Source organism: Massilia sp. S19_KUP03_FR1 (genome assembly GCF_036688685.1).
In the GTDB taxonomy this organism is placed as follows: domain Bacteria; phylum Pseudomonadota; class Gammaproteobacteria; order Burkholderiales; family Burkholderiaceae_D; genus JALYUM01.
The window spans coordinates 130,147-151,789 of the sequence record NZ_JAQQPS010000005.1; the positions used below are offsets into that span (position 1 = coordinate 130,147).

At 61.3% G+C, this 21,643-nt stretch carries 24 protein-coding genes and 1 tRNA gene; 17 read left to right on the forward strand and 8 right to left on the reverse strand.

What is annotated here, in order from left to right:
• The first annotated feature begins 16 nt into the window (after nt 1-16).
• The 14 genes from V6M87_RS07105 (at nt 17) to V6M87_RS07170 (ending at nt 12,358) form a co-directional block, all read left to right on the forward strand.
• Complete coding sequence (locus V6M87_RS07105) at nt 17-892, forward strand: ParB/RepB/Spo0J family partition protein (protein ID WP_332875901.1); 876 nt, start codon at nt 17-19, stop codon at nt 890-892.
• Nucleotides 893-1,167: 275 nt separating this feature from the next.
• Nucleotides 1,168-1,503, forward strand: coding sequence for an ATP synthase subunit I (locus tag V6M87_RS07110; RefSeq protein WP_332875902.1), 336 nt, complete (start codon nt 1,168-1,170; stop codon nt 1,501-1,503).
• Between the two features lie 26 nt (nt 1,504-1,529).
• Nucleotides 1,530-2,390 (forward strand): F0F1 ATP synthase subunit A, encoded by an 861-nt coding sequence (atpB, locus tag V6M87_RS07115; RefSeq protein WP_442920562.1) that lies wholly within the window; start codon nt 1,530-1,532, stop codon nt 2,388-2,390.
• A 71-nt stretch (nt 2,391-2,461) separates the two neighbouring features.
• Nucleotides 2,462-2,701 carry a F0F1 ATP synthase subunit C gene (gene atpE, locus V6M87_RS07120; protein ID WP_332875904.1) on the forward strand — a complete coding sequence of 80 codons (240 nt, stop codon included), beginning with the start codon at nt 2,462-2,464 and terminating at the stop codon, nt 2,699-2,701.
• Nucleotides 2,702-2,773: 72 nt separating this feature from the next.
• Nucleotides 2,774-3,244, forward strand: coding sequence for a F0F1 ATP synthase subunit B (locus V6M87_RS07125; RefSeq protein WP_332875905.1), 471 nt, complete (start codon nt 2,774-2,776; stop codon nt 3,242-3,244).
• A 2-nt stretch (nt 3,245-3,246) separates the two neighbouring features.
• Complete coding sequence (locus V6M87_RS07130) at nt 3,247-3,780, forward strand: F0F1 ATP synthase subunit delta (RefSeq protein WP_332875906.1); 534 nt, start codon at nt 3,247-3,249, stop codon at nt 3,778-3,780.
• Nucleotides 3,781-3,849: 69 nt separating this feature from the next.
• Nucleotides 3,850-5,388 (forward strand): F0F1 ATP synthase subunit alpha, encoded by a 1,539-nt coding sequence (gene atpA / locus V6M87_RS07135; protein ID WP_332875907.1) that lies wholly within the window; start codon nt 3,850-3,852, stop codon nt 5,386-5,388.
• 93 nt (nt 5,389-5,481) lie between these two features.
• The gene (atpG, locus tag V6M87_RS07140; RefSeq protein WP_332875908.1) at nt 5,482-6,357 is read left to right on the forward strand and encodes a F0F1 ATP synthase subunit gamma; all 876 of its coding nucleotides are present in this window, start codon (nt 5,482-5,484) and stop codon (nt 6,355-6,357) included.
• A 65-nt stretch (nt 6,358-6,422) separates the two neighbouring features.
• Nucleotides 6,423-7,823 carry a F0F1 ATP synthase subunit beta gene (atpD, locus tag V6M87_RS07145; RefSeq protein ID WP_332875909.1) on the forward strand — a complete coding sequence of 467 codons (1,401 nt, stop codon included), beginning with the start codon at nt 6,423-6,425 and terminating at the stop codon, nt 7,821-7,823.
• A 27-nt stretch (nt 7,824-7,850) separates the two neighbouring features.
• Nucleotides 7,851-8,273 carry a F0F1 ATP synthase subunit epsilon gene (locus V6M87_RS07150; protein WP_332875910.1) on the forward strand — a complete coding sequence of 141 codons (423 nt, stop codon included), beginning with the start codon at nt 7,851-7,853 and terminating at the stop codon, nt 8,271-8,273.
• A 187-nt stretch (nt 8,274-8,460) separates the two neighbouring features.
• Entirely contained in the window at nt 8,461-10,143 is a 1,683-nt protein-coding gene (locus V6M87_RS07155; RefSeq protein WP_332875911.1) for a serine hydrolase, read from the forward strand.
• Nucleotides 10,144-10,178: 35 nt separating this feature from the next.
• Nucleotides 10,179-11,249, forward strand: a complete 1,071-nt coding sequence (locus V6M87_RS07160; RefSeq protein ID WP_332875912.1) for a M28 family peptidase — start codon at nt 10,179-10,181, stop codon at nt 11,247-11,249.
• 43 nt (nt 11,250-11,292) lie between these two features.
• Nucleotides 11,293-11,712 carry a CoA-binding protein gene (locus V6M87_RS07165; protein WP_332875913.1) on the forward strand — a complete coding sequence of 140 codons (420 nt, stop codon included), beginning with the start codon at nt 11,293-11,295 and terminating at the stop codon, nt 11,710-11,712.
• Nucleotides 11,713-11,767: 55 nt separating this feature from the next.
• The gene (locus V6M87_RS07170) at nt 11,768-12,358 is read left to right on the forward strand and encodes a glutathione peroxidase (RefSeq protein ID WP_332875914.1); all 591 of its coding nucleotides are present in this window, start codon (nt 11,768-11,770) and stop codon (nt 12,356-12,358) included.
• A gap of 6 nt (nt 12,359-12,364) precedes the next feature.
• On the opposite strand, the gene V6M87_RS07175 is transcribed toward V6M87_RS07170, so the two are convergent.
• Nucleotides 12,365-12,985: a TetR/AcrR family transcriptional regulator gene (locus V6M87_RS07175; protein ID WP_332875915.1), complete on the reverse strand. Its 621-nt coding sequence runs from the start codon at nt 12,983-12,985 to the stop codon at nt 12,365-12,367.
• A 70-nt stretch (nt 12,986-13,055) separates the two neighbouring features.
• Between V6M87_RS07175 and V6M87_RS07180 the strand changes: the two genes are divergently transcribed.
• Nucleotides 13,056-14,168 carry an aldo/keto reductase gene (locus V6M87_RS07180; protein WP_332875916.1) on the forward strand — a complete coding sequence of 371 codons (1,113 nt, stop codon included), beginning with the start codon at nt 13,056-13,058 and terminating at the stop codon, nt 14,166-14,168.
• On the opposite strand, the gene pabB is transcribed toward V6M87_RS07180, so the two are convergent.
• From pabB to V6M87_RS07195, 3 genes are read right to left on the reverse strand one after another with little or no spacing between them, the layout of a single operon-like run.
• Nucleotides 14,169-15,965, reverse strand: coding sequence for an aminodeoxychorismate synthase component I (gene pabB, locus V6M87_RS07185; RefSeq protein WP_332875917.1), 1,797 nt, complete (start codon nt 15,963-15,965; stop codon nt 14,169-14,171). It abuts the gene before it with no gap.
• Nucleotides 15,965-16,540, reverse strand: coding sequence for a nucleoid occlusion factor SlmA (gene slmA, locus V6M87_RS07190; protein WP_332875918.1), 576 nt, complete (start codon nt 16,538-16,540; stop codon nt 15,965-15,967). The genes pabB and slmA overlap by 1 nt, the downstream gene beginning before the upstream one ends.
• Nucleotides 16,541-16,569: 29 nt before the next feature.
• On the reverse strand, nt 16,570-17,271 hold the full coding sequence (locus V6M87_RS07195) for an HAD-IA family hydrolase (protein ID WP_332875919.1): 702 nt from the start codon (nt 17,269-17,271) through the stop codon (nt 16,570-16,572).
• Nucleotides 17,272-17,358: 87 nt separating this feature from the next.
• Here V6M87_RS07195 and V6M87_RS07200 point away from each other — a divergent pair, with 87 nt between their 5' ends.
• The gene (locus V6M87_RS07200; protein WP_332875920.1) at nt 17,359-18,246 is read left to right on the forward strand and encodes a TraB/GumN family protein; all 888 of its coding nucleotides are present in this window, start codon (nt 17,359-17,361) and stop codon (nt 18,244-18,246) included.
• Between the two features lie 21 nt (nt 18,247-18,267).
• Here the strand turns inward: V6M87_RS07200 and V6M87_RS07205 are convergent.
• Nucleotides 18,268-18,342, reverse strand: a tRNA-Thr gene (locus tag V6M87_RS07205).
• A gap of 148 nt (nt 18,343-18,490) precedes the next feature.
• Nucleotides 18,491-19,414 carry an acetylglutamate kinase gene (gene argB, locus V6M87_RS07210; RefSeq protein ID WP_332875921.1) on the reverse strand — a complete coding sequence of 308 codons (924 nt, stop codon included), beginning with the start codon at nt 19,412-19,414 and terminating at the stop codon, nt 18,491-18,493.
• Between the two features lie 100 nt (nt 19,415-19,514).
• Here argB and V6M87_RS07215 point away from each other — a divergent pair, with 100 nt between their 5' ends.
• The gene (locus V6M87_RS07215; protein WP_332876069.1) at nt 19,515-19,832 is read left to right on the forward strand and encodes a cysteine-rich CWC family protein; all 318 of its coding nucleotides are present in this window, start codon (nt 19,515-19,517) and stop codon (nt 19,830-19,832) included.
• 13 nt (nt 19,833-19,845) lie between these two features.
• On the opposite strand, the gene V6M87_RS07220 is transcribed toward V6M87_RS07215, so the two are convergent.
• On the reverse strand, nt 19,846-21,087 hold the full coding sequence (locus tag V6M87_RS07220) for an extracellular catalytic domain type 1 short-chain-length polyhydroxyalkanoate depolymerase (RefSeq protein WP_332875922.1): 1,242 nt from the start codon (nt 21,085-21,087) through the stop codon (nt 19,846-19,848).
• 45 nt (nt 21,088-21,132) lie between these two features.
• Complete coding sequence (locus tag V6M87_RS07225) at nt 21,133-21,546, reverse strand: CopG family transcriptional regulator (protein ID WP_332875923.1); 414 nt, start codon at nt 21,544-21,546, stop codon at nt 21,133-21,135.
• Nucleotides 21,547-21,643: the final 97 nt, after the last annotated feature.

A 21,643-nucleotide genomic window follows, 5' to 3' on the forward strand; every position in this document is an offset into this window, starting at 1 on the left:
AAGAGAACGCACAATCATGGCAACCAAAAAACTCAAGGGACTGGGCCGCGGCCTCGATGCACTCCTAGGCGGCAGCGACATGGAGCCGGCCGTGCCAGACTTGCCGACCTCGCTGGCATTAACTCAGCTGCAGGCCGGTAAATACCAGCCACGCACGCGCATGGACGAAGGCGCACTGAACGAACTGGCCGCGTCGATCAAAACCCAGGGCATCATGCAGCCGGTGCTGGTGCGGCCGATCGACACCGACGGAAAAACCCAACGCTACGAGATCATCGCCGGCGAACGCCGTTTCCGCGCGGCGCAGATCGCCGGCCTGGAAGTGATCCCGGTGCTGGTGCGCGAAGTGGACGACCAGTCGGCCGCCGCGATGGCCCTGATCGAAAACATCCAGCGCGAAGACTTGAATCCGCTGGAAGAGGCGCAGGGCATCGCGCGCTTGATCTCGGACTTCAGTTTTACGCATGAGCAGGCGGCCAACGCCGTCGGCCGATCGCGCAGCGCGGTGTCGAACCTGTTGCGCCTGATTAACCTGGCAGCGCCGGTGCAAACCATGCTGATGGCCGGCGACATCGACATGGGCCACGCGCGCGCGCTGCTGGCCGTCGACAGCGCCAGCCAGATCAATCTGGCCAACCAGGTTGTCGCGAAACGCTTGTCGGTGCGCGATACCGAAAAGCTGGTCACGCGTTCGCAGGAAGAAGACCAGCAGACGCCAGGCTCGCGCCTAAAAGAAAAGGCCGGCGATATCGTACGACTGGAAGAGGAGTTGTCTGACAAGTTGGCCACGCCGGTCGCTTTTAAAATGGGCGCGAAGGGCAGGGGCCAAATGATTATCGACTTTGCCGATTTGGACATTCTCGATGGGGTACTGGCCAGGTTACGCGCGTAATTTGGCCGCCGGCACTATCCAAGTGCGTGGCGGGCACCTGCCACGCACTATGAAGAAGCAAGCGCGGCACCACCACAGCCCACCCCCCGCGCGCCAGATATGCATAAAACTTTCTGTCAAGCCAACATTGGTAACGTATCATTCATGCCGCATCAGGCCGATACACGCAGCCGAAGCGTTTGACTCGCGTCAGTGATAACACTTATAATCCCGCTGATTCATGTAATTACCACACCGTAAACCTGTACCAATCTGGCTGGCGCGAAGAAGAAAAAATGTTGCGCATAGTCTCCCTGCAATTGATCGCGACAGCAGTCGCCGGCGTGATCGCCGCACTGTTGGGGGGCTTGCCTGCGGCGCTGTCGGCGGTGCTGGGCGGTTTATGTTGTGTCGTCCCGAACAGTCTGTTTGCCTTGCGCCTGTTTGCCAGCGCGCGGCGCGGCCAGGCCAATCCGGGCACGTTCTTCATCGGTGAATTTATAAAGATTGCAATGACCGTGGCGCTGCTTGGCGCCGTGGCCTGGCTGTACCACGATCTGAACTGGCTCGCGCTGCTGTGCGGCTTCATCGTGGCACTCAAAAGTTACATCATCTTATTGTTTAGGCACTGACCATGGCAACTGAAACCGTCGCACATGTGGCACCTGAGGCTGGCGAGCACGTCGTCACCTCGAGCAGCTATATTACTCACCACCTGGGGCACTGGCGCTCGAGTCCGCAGACGTCGATCGTCGACTTCCACGTAATTAACTATGACACGATTTTCTGGTCGGTGCTGTTGGCGCTGGTGACGTTCTTGCTGTTGCGTGCCGCCGCCAAAGGCGCGACCGCAGGTGTGCCGGGCCGTTTCCAGAACGCGTTCGAGTCGCTCGTCGAGCTGGTCGAAGACCAATCCAAATCGATCGTGCACGGCAACCGTACGTTTATTGCGCCACTGGCACTGACCGTGCTGGTCTGGGTCGTGCTGATGAACTCGATGGACTTTTTGCCAGTCGACCTGTTCGCTACCGCTTTCCGCTGGGCTGGCTTGCACACGGCTGAAGGCCATGAACCGTTCTTCCGCGTCGTGCCTACGGCCGACCTGAACGGCACCTTCGGCATGGGTCTGGTGGTGTTCTTCTTCATGATTTACTACGGCATCAAGATCCACAGCTTCGGCGGCTTCATCAAGGGTTTGTTCACCGCGCCGTTTGGTCACCATCCTGCCCTGTGGCTGCCGAATCTGTTCATCAACATCATTGAATACGCTGCACGCACTGTTTCGTTGTCCATGCGACTTTTCGGCAATATGTTTGCCGGCGAATTGCTGTTCCTGTTGATCGCTCTGCTGGGCGCTACCTGGGTTGGTTTTACCACCCAAAGCGTCGCGCTGGCCGGTTTGCAGGTATTGCTGGGAACTGGATGGGCATTGTTCCACCTTTTGATCGTCCCTCTGCAAGCCTTCATTTTCATGATGCTGACGCTGGTGTACATCGGCCAGGCTCACGAAGGTCACTAAGTTTTGCAGGTAGTTGATCGCCGTTTTATCTTTTAATGTTTTAACCTTTTTTTAATTTTTAGGAGTTTTTGATGACTAACGTCGCTTTCATTGCGCTGGCTTGCGGTTTGATTATTGGTTTGGGTGCGGTTGGTGCATGTATCGGTATCGGCATCATGGGCGGTAAATTCATCGAAGCGTCGGCGCGTCAGCCTGAACTGATGAACACCCTGCAAACCAAAATGTTCCTGCTGGCTGGTCTGATCGACGCTGCATTCCTGATCGGTGTTGGTATCGCGATGATGTTCGCTTTCGCCGCGCCACCGTTCTAAACGCTGATTTCTCATAAGCCGGGCTCGCGATTCTGCCGGCCCGGCGTACGTCTATCTGAGAAGGAAAAAGCTGTGAATTTAAATTCGACAATGTTCGTGCAAGCGATCGTGTTCCTGATCCTCGCGATGGCCATCGCAAAATATGTGTGGCCACCGATTATCGGTTCGCTCGACGCGCGCGCAAAAAAAATTGCTGAAGGTCTGGCCGCGGCCGACCAGGGCAAGCAAGCCATGGCTGCTGCCCAAAAAACCGTGCAAGCCGAACTGGCAACTGCACGTGACGAAGGCCAGAAACGCATCGCCGACGCTGAGAAGCGCGCGACGATGGTGGCTGACGAAATCAAGGCCAACGCAACGGCTGAAGCTGCCCGCATCATGGCGCAAGCCCGTGCCGACGCTGACCAGCAAGTGAACAAAGCACGCGAAGAACTGCGCGCCCAGGTCGCCGGTCTGGCTGTCAAAGGCGCCGAGCAGATCCTCAAGCGTGAAGTCAACGCATCGGCTCACGCTGATCTGCTGGCCCAACTGTCGACCGAGCTGTAATCATGGCTGAAATCGCAACCGTCGCCCGTCCGTATGCCGAAGCGCTGTTCCGCGTTGCCCAGTCCGGCGACATGGCAGTCTGGTCCGAAGTGGTTTCCGAGCTGACCCAGCTCGGCGAACACCCGGATCTCCAGGCGTTTGCCAGCAACCCGAGCGTGACGCAAGCCCAGCTGGCGGACACGATTGCGGCGCTGGTCAAGACACCTTTGAGCGCTGAAGCGAAAAACTTCATCGCGATGCTGATCGAAAATCGCCGCATGACCTTGCTGCCAGAAATTGGCGCCCAGTTCATGGTGCTGAAAAACGCCCAGGAAGGCGCCGCGGATGCTGACATCCAGAGTGCTTTCGAGATGTCGCAGGCGCAAGTCGCCGAGCTGCTCGCCTCGCTGGAAAAGAAATTTGGCCGCAAGCTGAACCCATCGGTCACCGTGGATCCATCCCTGATCGGTGGTGTGCGCGTGGTCGTTGGCGACGAAGTGCTCGATACCTCGGTACGCGCCCGCCTGCAACAGATGCATGTTGCGCTGGCGTCGTAAAGAACATTCGCACAGTCGCCAGGGTCCAACGCCCTTGCCCTACGCATCAAGAAACTATTAGGAGTTAGCATGCAACTTAATTCATCAGAAATCAGCGAACTGATCAAAAGCCGCATCCAGGGCATTGAAGGTTCCGCTGAAGTGCGCAATCAAGGCACGGTTATCTCCGTAGCCGACGGTATCTGCCGTATTCACGGTCTGTCGGACGTGATGCAGGGCGAGATGCTGGAATTCCCAGGCAACACGTTTGGCCTGGCAATGAACCTCGAGCGTGACTCGGTCGGTTCCGTCATTCTGGGTGCTTACGAGCACATCTCGGAAGGCGACATCGTCAAAACCACCGGCCGCATCCTGGAAGTGCCGATCGGTCCTGAACTGCGTGGCCGTGTGGTCAACGCACTGGGCCTGCCGATCGACGGGAAGGGTCCAATCAACACCACGCTGACCGCCGCGATCGAAAAGATTGCCCCAGGCGTGATCGCCCGTGAATCCGTGTCGCAGCCTATGCAGACCGGTATCAAGGCTATCGACGCGATGGTGCCAATTGGCCGTGGCCAGCGCGAGCTGATCATTGGTGACCGCCAGACGGGTAAATCGGCTGTCGCGATCGACGCCATCATCAACCAGAAGGGTCAGAACGTGACCTGCGTGTATGTCGCGATCGGTCAGAAAGCATCGACCATCAAGAACATCGTGCGCGCGCTGGAAACCCACGGCGCGATGGAATACACCATCGTCGTGGCCGCATCGGCTTCCGAGTCCGCTGCAATGCAGTACATCTCCCCGTACTCCGGTTGCGCCATGGGCGAATACTTCCGTGACCGCGGCGAAGATGCACTGATCGTCTACGATGACCTGTCCAAGCAAGCTGTCGCTTATCGCCAGATTTCGCTGCTGCTGCGCCGTCCACCAGGTCGCGAAGCGTACCCTGGCGACGTGTTCTACCTCCACAGCCGCCTGCTCGAGCGCGCAGCCCGCGTGAACGCCGACTACGTGTCGAAATTCACCAACGGCGCCGTGACCGGCAAAACCGGTTCGCTGACGGCACTGCCGATCATCGAAACCCAAGCGGGTGACGTGTCGGCCTTCGTGCCAACCAACGTGATTTCGATTACCGACGGCCAGATCTTCCTGGAAACGTCGCTGTTCAACGCCGGTGTGCGTCCAGCGATTAACGCCGGTATCTCGGTGTCGCGCGTTGGTGGTGCAGCCCAGACCAAGGTCATCAAAAACCTGTCCGGCGGCATTCGTAATGACTTGGCCCAGTACCGTGAACTGGCTGCGTTCGCGCAGTTCGCTTCCGACCTGGATGAGTCGACCCGCAAACAGCTCGACCGCGGCGCCCGTGTGACGGAACTGCTCAAGCAGCCGCAATACGCGCCACTGTCGATCTCGCTGATGGCGGCGTCGCTGTTCGCTGTGAACAAGGGCTTCTTCGATGACCTGCCAGTGAAACAAGTGCTGCCATTCGAAGCCGGCCTGCACGCGTACCTGAAGACCAAGCAAGCGGACCTGCTGGCCAAGATCGAATCGACCAAGCAACTGGACAAAGACGGCGAAGCCGCCATGTCCGCAGCTGTCGCAGACTTCAAGAAATCGTTCGTCTAAATAGTCAGGCGGACGGCGCGGGCCTTGGGTCAGCGCTGTCCGCCCCAAACTAGTACGAATTGAAATATTGAAGTCAACAAGGAGTAAGGACTCATGGCATCAGGCAAAGAGATACGTGGCAAGATCAAGAGCGTAGAAAATACGAAGAAGATCACGAAGGCGATGGAAATGGTCGCCGCGTCCAAAATGCGCAAGGCGCAGGACCGGATGCGGGCCGCTCGTCCCTACAGTGACAAGATTCGGAATATCACCTCCAATCTGGCTACAGCGAATCCAGAGTACACGCACCCGTTCATGGCGAAAGCCAAGGGCACGGCAGCGAAGCGGATTGGTTTCATCGTCGTCACGACCGATAAAGGTCTGTGCGGCGGTATGAACACCAACATCCTGCGCCTGGTGACGCAACAGTCGCGCGAGCTGGAAGCAGCTGGCAACAAGATTCAAGCAGTCGCCATTGGCAACAAGGGCCTGGGTTTCCTGAACCGGGTCGGCGTCAAGGTGGTATCGAGCGTGACGCAAATCGGCGATACGCCGCACCTGGACAAACTGATCGGACCCGTCAAGGTCATGTTGGATGAATTCCAGGACGGCAAGCTGGACGCGGTTTACCTGTGCTACACCAAGTTCATCAACACGATGAAGCAGGAACCGATGGTCGAGCAGTTGCTGCCGCTGCCTGCCAACAAGCTCGAAGCCGACCGTGGTAGCCACGGCTGGGATTACATCTACGAGCCGGATGCGCAGACCGTGATCGATGAGCTGCTGGTGCGTTACGTGGAAGCGCTGGTGTACCAGGCTGTCGCAGAAAACCTGGCGTCCGAGCAATCGGCGCGCATGGTGGCGATGAAGTCGGCCAGCGACAACGCAGGGAACGTCATCGGTGAGCTGAAGCTGGTCTATAACAAGGCCCGCCAGGCAGCGATCACCAAGGAACTGTCCGAGATCGTGGCTGGCGCAGCTGCTGTCTAATTTTGTTGCAGAGGGCGCCGCCCTCGCGATTGATCAAGAATTTAAACATATCTGAAGGAACGAACATGGCTGATGGCAAAATCGTTCAGTGTATCGGCGCAGTGGTTGACGTGGAATTTCCACGTAATGCAATGCCGAAGGTTTTCGACGCACTGAAAATGGCAGGCTCCGAGCTGACCCTGGAAGTACAACAACAGCTGGGCGACGGCGTGGTGCGTACCATTGCGCTGGGTAGCTCCGAAGGCCTGCGTCGCGGCATGATGATTCAAAACACCGGCGGCCCGATCATGGTGCCAGTTGGCGTCGCGACCCTGGGTCGTATCATGGACGTGCTGGGTAACCCGATCGACGAATGCGGTCCGGTCAGCCACGAGCGCATGGCCTCGATCCACCGCACGGCCCCTGCGTACGACGAATTGTCGCCATCGCAAGACCTGCTGGAAACCGGCATCAAGGTGATCGACCTGGTTTGCCCGTTCGCAAAAGGCGGTAAAGTCGGCCTGTTCGGCGGCGCTGGTGTTGGTAAAACCGTCAACATGATGGAACTGATCAACAACATCGCAAAAGCACACTCGGGCGTGTCCGTGTTTGCCGGCGTCGGTGAGCGTACCCGTGAAGGTAACGACTTCTACCACGAGATGGCTGATGCCAAAGTGGTCGACCTGGAAAACCCTGAGAACTCCAAGGTTGCCATGGTCTACGGTCAGATGAATGAGCCGCCTGGTAACCGTCTGCGCGTGGCGCTGACCGGCCTGACCATGGCTGAAGCGTTCCGTGATGAAGGCAAGGACGTTCTGTTCTTCGTCGACAACATCTACCGCTTCACGCTGGCCGGTACCGAAGTGTCCGCACTGCTGGGCCGTATGCCATCGGCTGTGGGTTACCAGCCAACGCTGGCCGAAGAGATGGGCCGTCTGCAAGAGCGCATCACCTCGACCAAGACCGGTTCGATCACCTCGATCCAGGCCGTGTACGTGCCTGCCGATGATTACACCGATCCATCGCCAGCAACCACGTTTGCTCACTTGGACTCGACCGTCGCACTGTCGCGTGACATCGCATCGCAGGGTATCTACCCAGCGGTCGATCCACTCGATTCGACCTCGCGCCAGCTCGATCCATTGATCGTTGGCCAGGAACACTACGACACCGCGCGCGCTGTCCAGGGTACCTTGCAGCGCTACAAAGAATTGCGCGACATTATCGCGATTCTGGGCATGGACGAATTGGCTCCGGACGACAAACTGCTGGTCGCGCGCGCACGTAAAATGCAGCGTTTCCTGTCGCAGCCGTTCCACGTCGCTGAAGTGTTTACCGGCGCACCAGGTAAATACGTTTCTCTGAAAGACACGATCAAGGGTTTTAAAATGATCGCATCGGGCGAACTGGATCACCTGCCGGAACAAGCGTTCTACATGGTTGGCACGATCGACGAAGCCATCGAAAAAGCCAAGAAACTGGCCTAAGAAGCTTTCACTTAAGACGGGACACGCATGGCACATACTATTCACGTAGACGTGGTATCGGCAGAACACCTGATTTTTTCAGGCGAAGCCGAATTCGTCGCGTTGCCAGGTGAAGCGGGTGAGCTGGGGATTTATCCTCGCCATACCCCGCTGATCACGCGCATCAAGGCGGGTGCGGTACGCATCAAGGTTGTCGGCAAAGCCGAAGAAGAGTTTGTCTTCGTCGCTGGCGGTATCCTGGAAGTGCAGCCGAACACCGTGACGGTCCTGGCCGACACCGCAATCCGCGGCGCCGACCTGGACGAAGCAAAAGCAACTGCGGCCAAAAAAGCGGCCGAAGAGCTGATGCTCAACAACGATTCGAAAATCGACTACGCCCAGGCGCAAGCCGAGCTGGCAACGGCGATTGCCCAACTGGCAGCCATTGCCCGTTTGCGCAAGACACGTTAAGTTCAGCGGTAATCGACAGGAAAGGCAGCTTCGGCTGCCTTTTTTTTCGTTTGCGCAGCGGTTCGATGTCCAGCAGACTGAATCGACCGCCTGTGTGCCCGTTTTGCCTGTTCGTCGCAGAACGCGAGTCAATGTGCCAACCCTGCAATATAGTCAACACTCGACCCACACCGAGGAGTGCATCGCCATGCCGCACATGTTGAAGATCTGTCTTGTTCTTGCCGTCGCCATCCATGCCTTCTCCGCCAGCGCACAGACAGCGTCGGCACCAGTCACCGTACCGGCCTTGAGCAGCGCGCAGATCGATGCGGCCATCGGCCAGTACTACAAGCCGAACGAGCCGGGCGCGGTGGTGCTGGTGGCCAAAGACGGCAAGACTATCTTCCGCAAAGCCTACGGCCTGGCTGACGCTGCCAAGGGGACGCCCATGACGCCGGACATGCAGCTGCGCCTCGGGTCGATCACCAAGCAGTTCACGTCGACTGCCATCCTGCTGCTGGTCGATGAAGGAAAAATCAAGCTCGATGACGACATCACACGCTTCCTGCCCGACTATCCGGCCAGGGGAAAACGCATCACGGTAGAAAATCTGCTGAACCATACCTCGGGCATCGCCAGCTATACGTCGCAGCCCGATTTTGAGGCGCGCATGACGGAAGATGTCAGCGTCGCGGCGATGATCGACCGCTTCAAGAACCTCCCGCTCGATTTTGATCCCGGGTCGGCTTACCGCTACAGTAATTCGGGTTATTTTCTGCTCGGTGCGATCATTGAAAAAGTCTCGGGTCAGTCGTATGCCGACTTCCTCGAACAGCGCATCTTCAAGCCGCTTGGCATGAACGACACGGCCTATGAAGGCAAGCAGCATGGCAAGGCGACGTTCGCGGCCGGCCATACCAAGGCCGACAAGGGCTTCGAGCCGAGCGCACCGCTGAGCATGACGCAGCCGTATGCGGCCGGCGCACTGGTCTCGACGGTGGACGATCTGGCGCGCTGGGATGTTGCCGTCGCGTCGGGCAAACTGCTCAAGCCGGCCACCTGGCAGCGCGCCTTTGCCAAGACGACGCTCACGGACGGCAAGGTGTCCGGCTATGCCTACGGCTGGGGCAACGGCACCGTACGCGGCGTGCCCACCATCGGACACGACGGCGGCATCAACGGCTTTAGCACCTCGGCAATCCGGGTACCGTCGGCGCACGTGTACGTCGTCGTGCTGCACAATACCGACAGCGGCATAGCCAAGCCGGACACCGTCGCCAAAAAGCTGGTGGCGCTGGCGGTGGGCAAGCCCTATGCGGAACATGCCCCGGTCACGCTCGACGCCAAAGCGCTCGATGCCTATGTCGGGACCTACAAAATAGACGACAAGACCCAGCGCATCGTGCGCCGCGAGGGCGCCACGCTGAGCATGCAGCGCACCGGGCGGCCGCCGGTCCTGTTGTCCGCGTTTTCCCCGACGGGTTTTTCCATACCTGGCCAGCTTGACTGGTTTGAATATTCCCGCAACAGCGAGGGCGCCGTCGTGTCGATGACCTTGCTGAGCGACGGCGAGCCGCAAGTCAGTCCGCGCGTGGGTGGCTTGCCGCCCGAGCGCGCCGTTGTCAAGCTGGCGCCGGCCACCTTCGACAAGCTGGTGGGGCGCTACCAGATGCACCCGACCATGGTGCTGGAACTGACGCGCGAAGGCGACCGTTATTTCGCGACGCCGACGCGCGAGCCGAAACTCGAAATTTTCCCGGCCAGCGAGACGGTATTCTTTGCTAAAGTCGTGGCGGCGGAACTGCATGCCGAGAATGATGCCGCGACCGGCGCACCGGTGCTGGTCCTGCATCAGGATGGCGTCCAGCTGCGCGGCACCAGGCTGCCGTAACCGCGCCGTCTTTCAATCATTTTATCGGAGAATCCATGTCCTTGTTGCGCCGCTTGATCGTCACCGCTTTTGCTGCGGCCCCTTTGCTCTCGACCGCTGCGGCGCTGGATCCGGCGACCGCGCCGCTGCTCGAACGTATCTCCGCCAGCTCCATGCGCGGCAACCTGTCCTTCCTCGCGTCCGATGCGCTGGAAGGACGCGGCACGCCGTCGCGTGGCCTCGACATCGCCGCCGAGTACATCGCCGCCCAGTTTCGCCGCGCCGGCCTCGAGCCGCTCGGCGACGACGGCTACTTTCAGACCGCCGACTGGACCCAGATCGACCCGCGCCGTTCCAAGACCGCGCCAGCCGTGGCGCCTGATCCAGTCAAGGTGCGCAATGTGGTGGGCATCCTGCGCGGTTCCGACCCGGTTCTGAAGGACAGCTACATCCTCGTCACCGCCCATTACGACCATCTCGGCAAGAAGGACGGCGCGGGCGACCAGATTTACAACGGCGCCAATGACGACGGCAGCGGCACCGTGTCGGTCATCGAACTGGCGAATGCGTTCGCAGCCCATGGGGTGCGGCCGAAGCGCTCGATCGTCTTCATGACGGTCTTTGGCGAAGAGCACGGCCTGGTCGGCTCGCGCTACTACGGCGCGCATCCGCTGGTGCCGATCGCAAAAACCGTCGCCGGCATCAACCTGGAACAGGTCGGACGGACCGACGACAGCGAAGGTCCGCAAAAAATGGCGTTCGCCGTCACTGGCTTCGACTTTTCCGATGTCGGCGCCACGCTGCGCCAGGCGGGGGAGGCCACCGGCGTCGCCGTCACCAAGCACGCGGTCAACAGCGACAAATACTTTGCCTACAGCGACAACCAGGCGCTGGCCGACCAGGGCATCCCTGCGCACACCGTCAGCGTGGCGTACGCCTTCCCCGATTATCACAAGGCCACCGACAGCTGGGACAAGATCGACTACGAGAACATGGCAGCGGTCGACCGCACCGTCGCGCTGGCGCTCTGGCAGATCGCCAACAATCCGCAGACACCGAAGTGGAACGCGGTCAATCCGAAGGCGGCGGCGTACCTGAAAACCTTCACCGAGCGCGGCATGCAGTAAACATCTGCTACGCTGGCGCGATCTCTTTCCATGTTGGAGCACCATGAAAACGATCGCGCAGATTGTGCAGCACGCTAAAACCATCGCCGTGGTCGGCCTGTCCGACAAGCCGGACCGCGCCAGCCACGAGGTGGCCGCCTATTTGCAGGACCACGGTTACCGGATTTTGCCGGTCAACCCAGCCTGCGCCGGCCAGCAGATCCTGGGCGAACCCGTCTTCGCCACGCTGCAGGATGCGGCCGCGTCGCTGGATGCCGGCGTCACCATCGACATCGTCGACTGCTTCCGCAAACCGGACGCGATCGTCCCCATCGCAGGCGATGCGATCGCCGTCGGCGCGCGCTGCCTGTGGATGCAGCTGGCGATCGAAAACGACGAAGCGGCCCGGCTGGCGCGCGATGCCGGCCTGGATGTGATTATGAACCGCTGCCTGAAAATCGAGCATCGGATGCTGGGCGCGTAAGCCCAAACCCTGGGCTACAATGACGGCAAAACAACCCTACCGGATCGAGACCATCATGAAACTGCCTGCCCTGCTGCTGTCCCTGTTTGCCGTCGCTGCGTCGCTGCCCGCTTACGCTGCAGGCCAGGCCGCCGCGCCCGCCGCGCCGGCCGCGATGCCGACGTCCTGTCCCGCCGTGCTGCACCAGAGTTTCAAGCGCCTGCAGGACGATGTACCGCAGGACCTGTGCCAGTACGCCGGCAAGGTTGTGTTGGTGGTGAACACGGCCAGCTACTGCGGCTTCACGACCCAGTACCAGGGCCTGGAAGCGCTGTACGCCAAGTATGGCAAGCGCGGCCTGGTGGTACTCGGGTTCCCGTCGAACGACTTCGGCAAGCAGGAGCCGGGCAGCGCGAAAGAAATCGCCGACTTCTGCTTCAACACCTACGGCGTCAAGTTCCCGATGTTCGCCAAGAGCTCAGTCAAAGGTCCACAGGCCAATCCGCTGCACGCAAGCCTGATCAAGGCCACTGGTGAAGAGCCGAAATGGAATTTCACGAAGTACCTGATCGACCGCAATGGCAAGGTGCTGGAATACTTCCCGAGCAAAGTCACGCCGGATGACAAGGTACTGGTGGCGAAGATCGAAAAAGCGCTGGCAATGTAATGTAAATTAGTGCGGCCAGGCGGCCAGCGCGGCCGCCGCGATGCGCAGCAGCTTTTCGCGCGGCGCGCCATCGCGCGCCGCCGTGGACATGCCCTGGACGACGGCCATCGTCATCCCCGCGAGGGCGTCGGCGTCGGCCTGCGCCGGCAGTTCCTCACGTTCTATCCCCAACACGATCCGGTCGCGCAGCTGCGCTTCCATTCCCTGGCGAATTGCGCCCAGCGTTTGGCGGACGTCGGCCGCACTCTCCGAGCAGCTCAGGGCGGCGCTGGCCAGCAGGCAGCCCGATGGCGTGGTCTCGCCCGTAAAGCCGATCGCGGCGCCCTCGAGTATGGTCTGCACCGCCGCGCGTGCGCTGGGCGCCTGCGCCAGCATGCTCTCCAGCGTGACGGGCCCGGACAGGTATAAACCCACCGCATCGAAGAACAGTCCCTTCTTGTCGCCGAACGCGGAATAAATGCTCGACGGGGTGACGCCCAGCGCCGACGTCAGGTCGTTCAGCGATGTCGCTTCGTAGCCGTGTTCCCAGAACAGCAGCATGGCTTTGTGCAGGGCCGCGTCGCGGTCGAACGAGAGCGGACGGCCCTTCTTGCGTGGCGCGATGACCTGTATATTTGGAGCGTTCACTAGGAAATGTCTTGTGCAGCTTGATGGATCGGGCTATGATTTTCCTATCAATCACTCGGAAAGTAAAGCCATGTCCCTGTACAACTACCGCACTCTGGGCCGTTCCGGCCTCGCCGTCAGCCCATTTGGCCTGGGCACCATGACCTTTGGCATGGCGCGCTGGGGTTCCGACGACGCCGGTTCGCGCGCGGTGTTCAACGCATACGTCGAGGCGGGCGGCAATTTTATCGACACCGCCGATGTCTATTCCAGCGGCCGCAGCGAGGAAATGATTGGTGCCTTTGTGGCCGAGGGCAAACTGCGCGAGCAGCTTGTGCTGGCCACCAAGTCGGGCTTTGCGGCCGGGACCGGGCCGCATGCGGGCGGGAATGGCGCCAAGCACGTGCACGCCGCGCTGGAAGGCTCGCTGCGACGCCTGCGCACCGATTACATCGACCTGTACTGGATCCACGTCTGGGATGGCGTGACGCCGGCCGAGGAGCTGCTCGAGACCATGTCTGCGCTGGTCCGCGCCGGCAAGATGCGCTACTGGGGCATGTCGAATGCGCCGGCCTGGTATATCGCCAGGCTGGCCACGCTGGCGCAGGTGCGCGCTCTGCCCGGCCCCATCGCGCTGCAGTATTTTTATGCGCTGGCCAACCGCGGCATCGAGGACGAATATGTGCCGCTGGCGGCCGAATTCGGGATGGGCATCGTGCCATGGAGCCCGCTCGCGTTTGGCCTGTTGACTGGCAAATACGATCGCGCCACGGTGGAAGCGGCGGGACCACGTGCCGGCGGCTTGCCGCGCGAGGCTGCCGCAGCGGGCGAGCAGCGGCCCGCCGGCGACAAGCGCCTCGACGGCGCCAATCCGTTCGGCGATACGCTGTTCACGGAGCGCAACTGGCAACTGGTCGATGCACTCAAGGCGGTGGCGCGCGAAGCGGGACACAGCCCGGCCAGCATCGCCTACGCGTGGCTGAACGGGCGTCCGGGCGTGGCGTCGATGCTGCTGGGTGTGAGCCGGGTCGAACAGTTGCATGAAAATGTGGCAGCGCTTGATATCGTGCTGTCGCCCGCCCAGCGTGCCGCTCTGGACGACGCCAGCGCGCCTGAGCAGCAGGCCTTGTATAGCCTGTTCAAGCCGGGGATGCGCCAGCACGCCGTGTTCGGTGGCAGTACGGTGCGCGGGTGGGGCGAATAATTAGAGGAACGCGCGCAGCGGTCCGCGCAGCGCATTGCAGACGACGATGTCCTCGACCTCATCAAACATCTCCAGCGTGATGACTTTTTCGCGCGCGCGCCACGCGGGGGCGTCCAGCAGCACGGCGCGCATCACGCCGGGCAACACGCCGCACGCCAGCGGCGGCGTGTACCAGTTCTCCTCCACGCGCACGAACACATTGCTGCGCCCACCCTCCGTCAACTCGCCGCGCTCGTTGAAGAACAGCGCGTCGAACGCGCCCTGCGCCTCGGCGTCGCGCCAGGCGGTGTCGTACACGCTGCGCACACTGGTTTTATGTCGCAAGAACAGGTCGCTGGAATCGGTGGTTTCACGCGCGAGCACCACGCGCACCGGTTCGTGCAGGGGCTTGATGGGCGCCGACTGCACCGTCCAGGCGCCGTGCGCACCAAGCGCCAGACGCACGCGGTGGCGCTGGCCCGGGGCGAGGCCCAGGCGTGTTTGTTCGAGCAAGGCGCGCGCCTGGTCGATATCGCAGGGGAAGCCGAAATAATCGCTGGATGCGGTCAGGCGCGCCAGGTGCAGGGCAAGGTGGCGGTAGCCATCCTCGCTGTCGGCGCGCAGGGTTTCAAAAATCTCGAAGGTGTTGGGCAGGCTGGTTAAAAAGCGCGCCTTCAGTTTGCACTCTTCAAATTCGGACGCCGCTGCGCTGTCGTAGACGATGCCGGCGCCCACGCCGAGTTCACCGCGGCGCACGCCATGTTCGAGCGGCCGCAGCGCCAGCGTGCGAATTGGCACGGACAAACAAAAGTCGCCGATTGCCTGGTCGGGTCGGGCTGGATCGAACCAGCCGATGGCGCCCGTATAAATGCCGCGCGGCGCCGATTCGAGCGCGCTGATGATTTCCATCGTACGCTGCTTGGGCGCGCCGGTGATCGAGCCGCACGGGTACAGGGCGCCGAACAGTGCCGTCAGCGTGACGTCGGGGCGCAATTGCGCCTGCACCGTCGTCGTCATCTGCAGCACGGCGCCGAAGCGCTGCACGTCGAACAGCTTCGGGACCGTGACGCTGCCGGTTTGCGCGATGCGTCCCAGGTCATTGCGCAGCAGGTCGACGATCATCAGGTTTTCGGCGCGGTTTTTGGGATCGGTCGCGAGTGCTGCGGCACGGCGCGCATCTTCAGTCGCGTCGTCGCTGGCAGGCGCCGTGCCCTTCATCGGCCGCGCCGTCAGCGTGGCGCCATCGAGGCGCACGAACAGCTCGGGCGAAAAGGACAGGACCGCGCCGCCGTCGGGCAGGCCGATCAGCGCGCCATACGGCACCGGCTGGCGCGCACGCAGGCGGGAATACAATGCGAAGACCGAGCCGAAGGCGTCAAAACGTATACGGTATGTATAGTTTACCTGGTACGTATCGCCGGCAGCGATCAGGCTGCGGATGCGGTCGATGGCCGCCGTGAATTCGGCTTCATCGACGCTGGCGCGCAGGGCGGCGATGCCCGCTGGCGAGGTATCGGTGGTGCGCGCACTCAGCCAGGTTTGTACGGCATCGGTATCGAGCCGGTCACAGCTGGAGAACAACAGCACCTGGGCCAGTGGCGCTTGCGGTGCTTGTGCCGGAATGCCGAGTAACTGTGCCCCGAGTTCGTAGGTCAGCACCGGCACCGCGTACAGGCCGCGCTGCAGCGCCGTCTGCATGTTGGCCAGCAGCGCTGGCCAGCCATTGGCATCGTCGCAGCGCAGCGTGCCGGCGTGGCCGGTGTACAGGCGCGAGCGGGCCGAGCCAGATTCCTCCAGCAGGGCGAATACCGTGTCCATCACGCCAGCAGCAGCGCCAGTTGCAGGGCGCTGCCTTCGACCGGGTGTTGTTTGAAGCCGCTCTTGGCGTAGCGGTGCCAGCGGCCGGTAATATAACTGGCCATCAGGTTGGCGCGTTCGGCCACTTCAAGCTCGATGCCATCGCCCTGGGTCACGGCCAGCCGCAGCGATTGTTTCAACGCCAGCTCGATGCGCTCATAAAACGTGTTCATGCGCGCTTGCAGGCGTTCGTCTTCGCCGACCAGCGCATCGCCGATCAGCACGCGCGTCATGCCGGGGTTGGCGGCGGCAAAGGCGAGCAGCATCTGCAAGGTGGCGTGGGCCTGTTTTACGCCATTCTCCTCGCGTTCGGCGATCTGGTTGATCAGGCCGAACACGCTGGCCTCAATAAAATCGATGAGGCCCTCGAACATCTGCGCCTTGCTGGCGAAGTGGCGATACAGCGCCGCTTCGGACACATCGAGCCGCTTGGCCAGGGCGGCGGTGGTGATTTTTTCGCCACGTGGCTGCTCCAGCATGGCAGCTAATGCTTCGAGGATTTGCAGCTTGCGCTGGCCCGGCTTGGTGCTTGCCATGGAGTGGACTGGGTAGGTTGAGTAACAGGTTAGCGTTCGGCGCCGAGGGCACGCAGGCGCGCCCCGAGCTGGCGCACCGATTTTACTTTGACATCGACGTAGCCGGGGCGTTTTAAGGATGGCTCGCGCAGATACTGGGTCACCCAGACGGTGCGCAGGCCCAGGCGTCTGGCGCCGCGCAGGTTGTCCAGCGTGTCTTCGACCAGGATGCAGCGCGATGGCGCGGCGCGATGTTTGCGCAACAGGCGGCGCAGCATCAGCGTCGACGGCTTGGGACGCAGCTGGCGGTGCACGTGCATGTCTTCGATGGCGATGTGGTGGTCGAACCGGCGCGCCAGGCGCAGGTGCTGCAGCACATCGGTCGAATAGCGCGTCGGGGCATTGGTGAGCAAAATTTTGCGTCCCGGGAGGCTGCGCAGCAGGCGGCCCAGGCCACGCTCGGCGCGCATCATGCCGCGCAGGTCCGCCAGGCTGTGCGTCTCGTGCAGGAAGTGGGCCGGTAGCACCGCGTGGTGGCGCATCATGCCGAGCAGGGTGGCGCCGTAGCGTTTCCAGTAATCGAGCCGCGCCGCGTTGACGGCCTCGATGGTGGCCGGCACGCCGTCCTGGCCCAGCACGCGCGCGATGTAGACGTTCATGTTCGCGCTAATGGCGGGAAAAATCGCGTGCGACGCGTCGTGCAAGGTGTTGTCGAGATCGAACAGCCAGAGGGGAGGGGAGGACTTGGACACGGTAGCACCAAAGTAGGGAACGGCAGATTATAGGTGCTTTGGCACGGCACCGGTATCATGCCCTCACTACCTGCAAATGGAACCGTGATGCGCCAAAAAATCGTCTGGATGACCTGCCTGCTGTGGCTGATCGCTGTTCCCTCCTGGGCCGTCGAGCGCGGCGCGCTGTTCAAGGTCACTGGCCAGGGTCACACGCAGTACCTGTTCGGCACCATGCACGTCGGCCTGCCTGAATTTTATCCGCTCGAAGCGCGCATCGTCGATGCGGTCAAGGGCGCCTCGACGCTGGCGCTGGAAATCGATCCGGCCCAGCCGCCCGAACAGATGGCGCAGGCGATGGTGCGCCAGGGGATGATCGTGCCGGGCGGCGCCGGTTACGAGCGCATGGCGCCGGCGCGGCGCGCACAGCTGGACGTGGCCTTGAAGGCGGCCGGCGTCGAAGCAGAGGCGGCGAATGTGCTCAATCCGGCCATGGTGGCGGCGCTGATCTCGCTGTCGCAATACCAGAAGCTGGGCTACCGCCCGGAGTTCTCCGCCGATGCCTGGCTGGCGCAGCTGGCCCGGCGCGGCAAAACGCGCGTCGTGGCGCTCGAGACGGTCGACGGGCAGCTGGGCCAGTTCAACAAACTCACCAGCGCCGAGCAGTGGCATTTTCTCGATGAGAGCCTGGATAACCTGGCCTCCGGTGAAGAGCTGGCAGAAGCGCGCGGCCTGGTCGAGGCCTGGGCCCATGCCGACCGCGTCGCGCTCGATGCGCTGGTCAAGCAGGTCGAGGAAGACACCAGCGTGTCCGGCAAGTTCATGCGCGAGACGCTGCTGGACGGACGCAACGGCGCGCTGGCCGACAAGCTGGCGGCGCTGCTGCAGCGCGAAGAGAAGACGGTCGGGGCGATTGGCATGCTGCACCTGCTGGGCAAACGGGGCGTGCCGGCGTTATTGCAGGCGAAGGGATACCGGGTCGAGCGGGTGTACTGAACGGGGAGGGTGCTGCAGAAATGGTGCCCTTTACGTGGATTGAACACGTGGCCTCTCCCTTACCAAGGGAGTGCTCTACCACTGAGCTAAAAGGGCATGTGGTGGGGTTATCGCAAACCTGCTGCGCGTTGCACAGGCGGTCTGCGATGCTCGCTGTACGATTGTACAGCTGTGCTTCTCGACCGCCTGTGCTGCCGCTCGCGACGGTTTTCGATAACCCTGATACGTTTACTGCGTTAAAACTTTAGTGCGAGCGGATCATAGTGCCAAATGCTTGTTCGGTCAAGACTTCGAGCAGCAATGAGTGCTCGATGCGCCCGTCGATGATGTGCACGGTGTTCACGCCCGACTTGGCCGCGTCCAGCGCGGACGAGATCTTTGGCAGCATGCCGCCGGAGATCGTGCCGTCGGCGAACATCTCGTCGATTTCGCGGGCCGACAGGTCGGTCACCAGGTTGCCCGATTTATCCTGCACGCCGGCGATGTTGGTCATCATGATCAGCTTTTCGGCTTTCAGGATTTCCGCGATTTTACCGGCGACCACATCTGCGTTGATGTTGTAGGCCTGGCCATCCTGGCCAAAACCGATCGGCGAGATGATCGGAATGAAGGCGTCGTCCTGCAGCGCTTTCACGACTGCAGGATTGATCGCTTCGATTTCGCCCACAAAACCGATATCGACGAATTCGCCTGGTTTTTCTTTGTCCGGCATGGCCATCTTGCGGGCCCGGATCAAGCCGCCATCCTTGCCGGTCAGGCCGACTGCCTGGCCGCCGTAGTGGTTGATCAGCATGACGATGTCCTGTTGCACTTCACCGCCCAGCACCCACTCGACCACTTCCATGGTTTCTTCGTCGGTGATACGCATGCCTTGTACGAAGGAACCTTGCTTGCCGATTTTTTTCAGGGCGTTGTCGATTTGTGGACCGCCGCCGTGCACCACGACCGGGTTCATGCCGACCAGTTTCAGCAGGATCACGTCGCGTGCGAAGCCATGCTTGAGGCGTTCGTCGGTCATGGCGTTGCCACCGTATTTGATGACGATGGTTTTGCCGTGGAAGTTACGAATGTACGGCAGCGCCTCGGCCAGGATTTGCGCTTTGATCTGCGGCGACACGTTAGCCAGGTCGTCGATCTGGTCGGTTGCGCGGTTCACAGGAGAAGTCATGAATTATCCGGAAAAGAATTTTGCGAGATTTTACAGGCAACTTGGCGTAGCCTGTGCGCATTATATGGCGGTGTTGTTGAATTTTACGGTTTGTTACGTTATGGTTAGCCGATATGACCATTCCGCGTGCCTTCCCACCGCTGGCGCACCCACGCGCACAGCCCGAATTCCCGTGAGTACATGCACCCTCTGCGGCGCCGTGTTCTCCTGCGCAATGGCCGACAACACACCCGGTGCCTGCTGGTGTACGACGCTTCCCGCGGCCGTCCCGCTACCCGAGGAAGCGGGCGGCTGCTGGTGCCGCCCCTGCCTCGAATCCCGCATCGCCCAACTGTCGCGCGCGACCCCGCCCACCGAGCTTGCCAAAAATCCAGAACCCAACAATGAGGGTCAGTGTCTGACCCTCATTGTTGGGTAAGAGCTTGCGAGCATCAGATGGCCGGGTCGGGGCGGTCGCTTTGGGTGCGGAAGAAGCGCATCATTTCGCGGCTGGCGTCAGGGCCCTTGCCGTCGGTGTAGCTGCCGCGGGCGTTGCCGCCGGACCAGGCGTGGCCGGCGCCGTGGATCAGCCACTGTTCGGCATGCGGCGAACCGTCCGCGCGCTGGTGCATGGTGCGGGTGTAGGCGTGGCCTTCCGGCACGCGGCCCGGCTCGACCACGATGTCGTTGGCGCCATGCGGCACGCCGCGGGCTATCAAGGCGTCACCGTTGGCGGGATGAACTGTCGTGTCCTTGTCGCCGTGGAAGACGATGATCGGGATCGTGCGGCTTTTTTCGTTGCTGCGGCCGATGTTGCCTTTCATTGCCGCCAGCGCGGACGGTAAATCGTGCGCCGATCCATACGGCAGCCCGGAGTGAACGCCCACCGCCGCATACAGCTCGGGATACAGCGTGCCCATAATCGTGGCCATGGCGCCGCCAGCCGACAGCCCTGCCACATACACCTGGGCAGGATCGATCTGATATTGCTCCATGATTTCGCGGGTCATGCCGGCGATGATCGATGGCTCGCCCCGGTCGCGTGTCTGGTCGCTGGCGCTGAACCAGTTCCAGCAGCGCGAGGAATTGGCCTGCTGCGACTGGGCTGGATACAGCACCAGGCACTGCATCTCTTCGGCCAGCACATTCATCTGCGTGCCGCGCGCAAAATCGTCCGGGTCCTGCGTGCAGCCGTGCAGCATGACCACCAGCGGTACTGCTTCACCGGTGTAGCCGCTTGGTACGTACAGCTTGTAGTGGCGCGCGCCGGCTTCGTTGCTGAAGGTGCCGTCGCTGAATTTCCCGGGCAAGGCGTCGGCCGGCGCGGTCTGGGCTGCGCCGCCGGGCATCTGGAAATTCGGCATCGTGAAGGCACTGCGGCCCGCTTCGTTCATGCGGTCGAGATTGGCCAGCATGTCGGGCACGAAGTTGTCGAACATTTTGGTGTGATCAAACATTGGTGCTGAGGTCTTTGCTTCCAGTGGTTCAGGGGCAGGCGGTGCTGCAGGTCCGGCATGCGTCGGTGGGGGATTGATGTCGCGCATCGCTGGCGCGGCGGCAGGGGTGTTTGCGGCCGCTGTGGCAACGCTTTTGAGTACTTCCTGCAAGGCCGTGGTAGCGGCGATTGGACCTTTGCCCATCAGCGTCCGGGTGGCGGCACGCATTTGCGCGAACATTCGAGGTTGCAGTTTCATGGTGGTTCCTTTGCTTCTTGTTGGGTCAAGCGCAATGACACCGGGCTAAACAATCCTGCCCGCCAGTGCGGTCTTGACGGCGGCGCTGGCATGCAAGGCACCCAGCACGAGTATTGATTCAATGGTCGCCAGCGCCAGTTCGACGCTGACATCGGCGGCAATGCTTGCCATGCCCAATACCTGGATTTGCAAGCGCACGCCGGCGGCCTGCGCCGCTTCGAGGTCTTTGCGCGAATAATGGTGCAGGCCCAGTACCAGGCTCTTGCGGGCAACGGTCTGGCGCACCACGTCGGCATGCGTATTTAACTGATTGCGGATCGCCGTGCGGATCAGGTCAGTCCGGTTGGCATAAAAACCTTCGCTGACCAATAAATCGATTTGTCCCAGGTCGATCATGCCCAGGTTGATGGTGATTTTTTCCGAATCGGCCAGCTTCGGTTTCAGTTCTGTTGTTTCCATTTTGCCCACAATTGTCTCCTCAGTTTCGCTTACACCATCCTTACACCATCCAGGTGGATGGTTTACTGTACCCCATTTTGGTTTGGGGGCAAGCACG

What these genes read in the sequence shown, in the direction of transcription:
- atpE (WP_332875904.1), top strand. Translation starts at nt 2,462, where the DNA reads ATGACTAACGTCGCTTTCATTGCGCTGGCTTGCGGTTTGATTATTGGT.
- atpG (WP_332875908.1), top strand. Translation starts at nt 5,482, where the DNA reads ATGGCATCAGGCAAAGAGATACGTGGCAAGATCAAGAGCGTAGAAAAT.
- atpD (WP_332875909.1), top strand. Translation starts at nt 6,423, where the DNA reads ATGGCTGATGGCAAAATCGTTCAGTGTATCGGCGCAGTGGTTGACGTG.
- V6M87_RS07110 (WP_332875902.1), top strand. Translation starts at nt 1,168, where the DNA reads ATGTTGCGCATAGTCTCCCTGCAATTGATCGCGACAGCAGTCGCCGGC.
- V6M87_RS07105 (WP_332875901.1), top strand. Translation starts at nt 17, where the DNA reads ATGGCAACCAAAAAACTCAAGGGACTGGGCCGCGGCCTCGATGCACTC.
- V6M87_RS07200 (WP_332875920.1), top strand. Translation starts at nt 17,359, where the DNA reads ATGCGCCAAAAAATCGTCTGGATGACCTGCCTGCTGTGGCTGATCGCT.
- V6M87_RS07170 (WP_332875914.1), top strand. Translation starts at nt 11,768, where the DNA reads ATGAAACTGCCTGCCCTGCTGCTGTCCCTGTTTGCCGTCGCTGCGTCG.
- pabB (WP_332875917.1), bottom strand. Translation starts at nt 15,965, where the DNA reads ATGGACACGGTATTCGCCCTGCTGGAGGAATCTGGCTCGGCCCGCTCG.
- argB (WP_332875921.1), bottom strand. Translation starts at nt 19,414, where the DNA reads ATGACTTCTCCTGTGAACCGCGCAACCGACCAGATCGACGACCTGGCT.
- V6M87_RS07220 (WP_332875922.1), bottom strand. Translation starts at nt 21,087, where the DNA reads ATGAAACTGCAACCTCGAATGTTCGCGCAAATGCGTGCCGCCACCCGG.
- atpA (WP_332875907.1), top strand. Translation starts at nt 3,850, where the DNA reads ATGCAACTTAATTCATCAGAAATCAGCGAACTGATCAAAAGCCGCATC.
- slmA (WP_332875918.1), bottom strand. Translation starts at nt 16,540, where the DNA reads ATGGCAAGCACCAAGCCGGGCCAGCGCAAGCTGCAAATCCTCGAAGCA.
- V6M87_RS07165 (WP_332875913.1), top strand. Translation starts at nt 11,293, where the DNA reads ATGAAAACGATCGCGCAGATTGTGCAGCACGCTAAAACCATCGCCGTG.
- V6M87_RS07215 (WP_332876069.1), top strand. Translation starts at nt 19,515, where the DNA reads ATGGTTAGCCGATATGACCATTCCGCGTGCCTTCCCACCGCTGGCGCA.
- V6M87_RS07155 (WP_332875911.1), top strand. Translation starts at nt 8,461, where the DNA reads ATGCCGCACATGTTGAAGATCTGTCTTGTTCTTGCCGTCGCCATCCAT.
- V6M87_RS07225 (WP_332875923.1), bottom strand. Translation starts at nt 21,546, where the DNA reads ATGGAAACAACAGAACTGAAACCGAAGCTGGCCGATTCGGAAAAAATC.
- V6M87_RS07180 (WP_332875916.1), top strand. Translation starts at nt 13,056, where the DNA reads ATGTCCCTGTACAACTACCGCACTCTGGGCCGTTCCGGCCTCGCCGTC.
- V6M87_RS07130 (WP_332875906.1), top strand. Translation starts at nt 3,247, where the DNA reads ATGGCTGAAATCGCAACCGTCGCCCGTCCGTATGCCGAAGCGCTGTTC.
- V6M87_RS07150 (WP_332875910.1), top strand. Translation starts at nt 7,851, where the DNA reads ATGGCACATACTATTCACGTAGACGTGGTATCGGCAGAACACCTGATT.
- V6M87_RS07160 (WP_332875912.1), top strand. Translation starts at nt 10,179, where the DNA reads ATGTCCTTGTTGCGCCGCTTGATCGTCACCGCTTTTGCTGCGGCCCCT.